Below are 4,311 nucleotides of genomic sequence, written 5' to 3'. Positions count from 1 at the left end.
CGCAGTTTCACGAATATGGAAATCGTCTCGATCTCTCAAATTCATATAGTCTTTAAGAGGCTTGTTTTTAATTATTGTGGTAGCACTTCTGATTTCCGCAATTGTAAATTGTATGAAGTCATTAGGTAGTTTGAACTTAGGTTTAGCTAAAGTTTCTTCCAATTCGTCCAGAATTTCATTAGAGATATATCCAATGAAAATATCATCGATTAAATCTTGGAAAACCAATCTAGGTTTACCATTGAATAAGATAGCAGAAATATAAATGTTAGTATCTAAAAGAACTTTTAACATTAAGAAGCTTTTTACTTCTTCTAACTGCTTTAATTTCATCAAAAATGTCATCATCGTTAAGATTTGCTTTTTCGATAGTCTTGGAAGTAAAGTCGAAGATAGCTTGCCACTTAGATTTTTTCTCAATATAAGCCCTTGCAGCTTCACGAATCAGTTCGGATCTGGACCTGTGTTCTCTTTTTGCAATTTTATCAATTTCTTTTAAAAGAGCTTTTTCGAATGAGATGTTAACAGTCTGATTCATAATTTCCCAGCATATACAAGATTTGTATATTTGTCAAATTGTTTATTTCTGGGATTTTCTTGTAAAACGCCATACGTGGCGTCGACTCTTCCCCGCAATGTTCGCATAACGAACTAGCTAACCAACGTAGGCTGGCCCTGAGCCTCTGGAGGAGGCGTTAGGGATTGGCACGAGGCTTGCGTAAGCAAGAGGAGTGACAAAAGCCTATGTGCCGAAGGCCAAGCGAGGGCGAAGTCCCGAAGTGAAGTGGTTAGCGGTAGTTAATTGCAGTTGGTTTTTGTTGTATTTGCTAATAATACGAAGTGTTTGAAATCCCAGGCGCAAATTTTCTTTCTTATTCTTGGTCTTCAAAGCCCGACAATCATTTTTGAATCATGCAAAACCGTGACCAAAAAATAATAGGAAATGTAGCGAAATAAATCTCTTAATTCTTATTCTTTTCTTTAAAGCGCTCGAATCTTTAACAAAGTAATAAAACCGATATAAAGATCTATTATCGAATTGAGCAAAGTTGGACCCTCACCTTTTGAGAAAAATTGCGCGCTGGTTTTTTTGAAGAGAATTAACCAATTGCAATTAACGAACGCTTTATGTTTCGCGAGTAATTGCTATTACTTATACGTGCGTATTGCATTGCGATTCTTTTGATTTTTCTTATAGGTTTTTTGTTACTCGTATAGTTAGGCTGTATCAGGCTCTTAATCGTTTAGCTAGTTTTCCTATTCTTCCTTGTACTTATAAGCTATTCGTTTATCATTCGTATTTGGTTGTAGTTTTTGCCTTTAGTCAGGGGTATGAGGAGGTCAGATAGGTAACAAAAGAGACAACTCACATGGGTAACACCTACATTGTGTATCGGAGGACAATCCGATGCCTTGGAAGGAAACCAAAGTGATAGAAGAAAGAATCAAGTTCATAGCAGCTGTTAAAAGTGGTCAGTGGTGTTTTGCCGATCTTTGCCGAGACTTTAATATATCGAGAAAGACTGGCTATAAATATCTAAAGAATTATGAGTCGGAAGGTATCTACGTGGCTCAAAGATAAATCTAGAAAAAGAATCACTCAGTCCAATGAAACTCCTGAGAAAATCGTTCACCTAATTGTATCTTTACGTGAAGACCATCCATCTTGGGGTCCCAAAAAACTCCGTCCCATACTCAAAGGTACGTGGCATCGCATGAAACAGATTCCAAGTGAAACTACAATTGGAAACATTCTTCGCAAAAAAAGGCCTAGTCAACCTAAGAAAAAAAGACCAAGAGTTCCACAGTCTCTATTTCCTTTTTCCAATGTAGTCGCTCCCAATGATGTATGGTGTGTTGATTTTAAAGGCCATTTTACAGTAGGAAATGGCAATCGCTGCGATCCACTAACAATTACAGATGCATATAGTCGCTACCTTCTAGCATGTGAAATCCTGAATAAAACGAATGCAGAGCAAACAAAAGCGGTATTTGAAAGGGTTTTTAAAGAATATGGACTATACTGGCGTTCAAATCAGATAATGGATCACCTTTTGCAAGTAAGGCCATTGGCGGCTTAACTAGTCTTTCTATATGGTGGTTGAAATTAGGGATCCGACCGGAACGCATTGAACCAGGGAAACCATCTCAGAACGGTCGTCATGAGAGAATGCACAGAACACTCAAAGAAGAAACTGCATTACCTCCAAGATCTAGTTTGGATGCACAACAGACCGCCTTTGATTCATTCCGTGAAGAATTTAATAAGGTAAGACCACATGAAGCTTTGGGTTTTCTGACACCTGCAAAAGTTTATAAATCTTCGAAAAGGACATTCCCAAAAAAGATTCTAGAGGTAGCTTATCCCACACATATTGTTACCGATAAAGTCCATGAAAGTGGTTTTGCGCAGTACGGGCCCCATCGAGTGTTCTTTGGGAATCCTTTCATTGGAGAGGTAGTTGGCTTTGAAGAGATATCTGATCGGCATTGTCGTCTTTACTTTGCGGATGCAATTCTTGGAATTTTGGATTTGTATACGAGTAAAGTGTTGAAATACCAGAGGCTATTGTATAGAATTGACTAGTAAAAGTGTAACCCATGTGAGTGATCTAAAGTGTTACCGATGTGCCTTTCCATACAAATCCTAGCGACATAACAGAGACATATTCGTAATTCTGGGAAGCTACACAAAAATAATCGAATAATTTAATACATCTTCATCTTTCGTATGTGTTTGTAGTAAGCTATTGTGTAACCATGATGCGATATTGTGGTCTACAAATTCGCTAAGATTCAAAGTCTTTCCGTCTTTTAAGTTAAACGAAATGCAAACCTTACGTCCTGAATGATTGACATTTAATTCCGATATTGTATTTCTTAATTTTTCCATTTCTAATTCTCCTAAGTTGTTTTGACCTTAATTTGAAAGAGGCGTTCAGTGAACAACCTTTTTTTGATAGAATAGAAGGATCTTTTTAAGTGATTTTCTTCTTAGCCAAGTAACGGCAAACTATCGACCAATCTTTGTAATCCTCGGAATTAACTTCTAGGCTCGTCGGTTTGGGATTTTTTGAATCTTTACCAGATCCAAAGTTTTGAAGAATCCTTAAATCTTCCTGTTCCCAATTTATCAGCTTCTTTCGGGATAATTGATCGGCAACCCTAGACCATTGACCCGCCTCGGAATTCTTTTGGTATTCGTTCGCTTGTTTTCGTTTCTCTTCATAAGTTTTTCTAGTTCGTTCTTCAGCGTAGAAATTCTTTCTGCAAAGGGAATAGACAACTTCTCTCCAGATAGGTTCCCGTCTAAATTGCAATTCCTGTTTATGAGTTATGATTCTAGATTGTAGGTTATTGATAAGAGCCTTTATCGTGAACGGGTCAATGTAGTATGGATCATCCTTGTTCATGATTTACAACCTCCGAAAAAATTTCCCTGATTTCTTCTATGGTATAGTATTTTTTTAATCCTGAAAACGCTTTATCAAATAGACATAGATTATCGAATTCAGGTTTCCCACCTTTTTCCAAAGGTATTTTTAACCCTAAATCTACGTTTAGTTTTGTGAATCTTCTGTTAGAAATACAGCATCTAAATTTTTGTTTTTTAAACAATTCCCAGATTTCCTTAGATTTTGGTTTATATTCTTCCATTCTATTTTTTCTCCTTAAAGTTTGAATATGTTAGATAATACAGTTTTACATTCTTAATCTTGAATTTGAAAACCGACCTGTATCGTTCGGTTCGTTCAATGATTTCGGCTATTCCGCATTCTTTCCATTTGCGAATAATGAAAATAACCTCTCGTTTGTTTAGTTTTAGGTGGTTGGCTATAGAGTCCGCATCACACCATTTTCTTGTAGATATGATAGAATAGATTCGGAAAGCCCTGTGATTGTATTCTATCTCATTACGCATTCGCTCCTTTTCGTAAAAATTGTTCCAATAGTAGTCATTATGAAGAATTGCCGACCTATACGTTTTGTTATATTTAAGAACATCTTCCTCCTTGTATTGATTCACTAGTTTCCTTTGTTTATGTTGTTTCCGTTCTTCTAAGGTTAGAGGCTTGTAAAGGTAGTTTTTGACGTTATGTGTTAGTTTTTGGTTGCTAATAGAAGCTCTCACTTTACCCCACAAAGTCTTTTCTTCACCACCCAAGAGAATCGACTTTAGTTCGGGTGCAAATCTCAAATTCCCAAGAAGACTAATTTCCGTTAGATAGAGATCACTATAACGGGGAGAAATATAACCATAGCTTCGGAATGATTGTTTTAATATATGTTCCTACCTTCTGCACCATTAGA

The 4,311-nt window shown here is 36.6% G+C and carries 5 protein-coding genes and 1 pseudogene; 1 reads left to right on the top strand and 5 read right to left on the bottom strand.

Going from position 1 to position 4,311, the window contains the following annotated elements:
* A partial coding sequence (locus tag LEP1GSC199_RS20260) for a putative toxin-antitoxin system toxin component, PIN family (protein WP_002991798.1) occupies positions 1–294 on the bottom strand: 294 nt, incomplete at its 3' end.
* Positions 269–538 (bottom strand): CopG family ribbon-helix-helix protein, encoded by a 270-nt coding sequence (locus LEP1GSC199_RS20255; RefSeq protein WP_002991793.1) that lies wholly within the window; start codon positions 536–538, stop codon positions 269–271. The genes LEP1GSC199_RS20260 and LEP1GSC199_RS20255, both read right to left, overlap by 26 nt.
* Positions 539–1,408: 870 nt before the next feature.
* On the opposite strand from LEP1GSC199_RS20255, the pseudogene LEP1GSC199_RS22335 reads away from it, so the two are divergent.
* Positions 1,409–2,587, top strand: a pseudogene (locus tag LEP1GSC199_RS22335) (integrase core domain-containing protein).
* Between the two features lie 391 nt (positions 2,588–2,978).
* Here LEP1GSC199_RS22335 and LEP1GSC199_RS20240 read toward each other — a convergent pair.
* Genes LEP1GSC199_RS20240 through LEP1GSC199_RS20230 form a run of 3 tightly spaced genes read right to left on the bottom strand, consistent with a single transcriptional unit; the run spans position 2,979 to position 4,198 of the window.
* Positions 2,979–3,413, bottom strand: coding sequence for a hypothetical protein (locus LEP1GSC199_RS20240; RefSeq protein WP_002991796.1), 435 nt, complete (start codon positions 3,411–3,413; stop codon positions 2,979–2,981).
* Entirely contained in the window at positions 3,400–3,657 is a 258-nt protein-coding gene (locus LEP1GSC199_RS20235) for a hypothetical protein (protein WP_002991792.1), read from the bottom strand. Before LEP1GSC199_RS20235 ends, LEP1GSC199_RS20240 begins: the two co-directional genes overlap by 14 nt.
* A gap of 1 nt (position 3,658) precedes the next feature.
* Positions 3,659–4,198, bottom strand: a complete 540-nt coding sequence (locus LEP1GSC199_RS20230; RefSeq protein WP_039927591.1) for a hypothetical protein — start codon at positions 4,196–4,198, stop codon at positions 3,659–3,661.
* Positions 4,199–4,311 lie beyond the last annotated feature (113 nt).

It is taken from the genome of Leptospira vanthielii serovar Holland str. Waz Holland = ATCC 700522, assembly GCF_000332455.1.
In the GTDB taxonomy this organism is placed as follows: Bacteria; Spirochaetota; Leptospiria; order Leptospirales; family Leptospiraceae; genus Leptospira_A; species Leptospira_A vanthielii.
The sequence above is the reverse complement of the archived record's forward strand: the minus strand, read 5'-3'. Positions and strand labels throughout refer to the sequence as shown.

Excerpts from the sequence above, each read along its gene's own strand:
- LEP1GSC199_RS20255 (WP_002991793.1), bottom strand. The coding sequence starts at position 538 with ATGAATCAGACTGTTAACATCTCATTCGAAAAAGCTCTTTTAAAAGAA.
- LEP1GSC199_RS20235 (WP_002991792.1), bottom strand. The coding sequence starts at position 3,657 with ATGGAAGAATATAAACCAAAATCTAAGGAAATCTGGGAATTGTTTAAA.
- LEP1GSC199_RS20240 (WP_002991796.1), bottom strand. The coding sequence starts at position 3,413 with ATGAACAAGGATGATCCATACTACATTGACCCGTTCACGATAAAGGCT.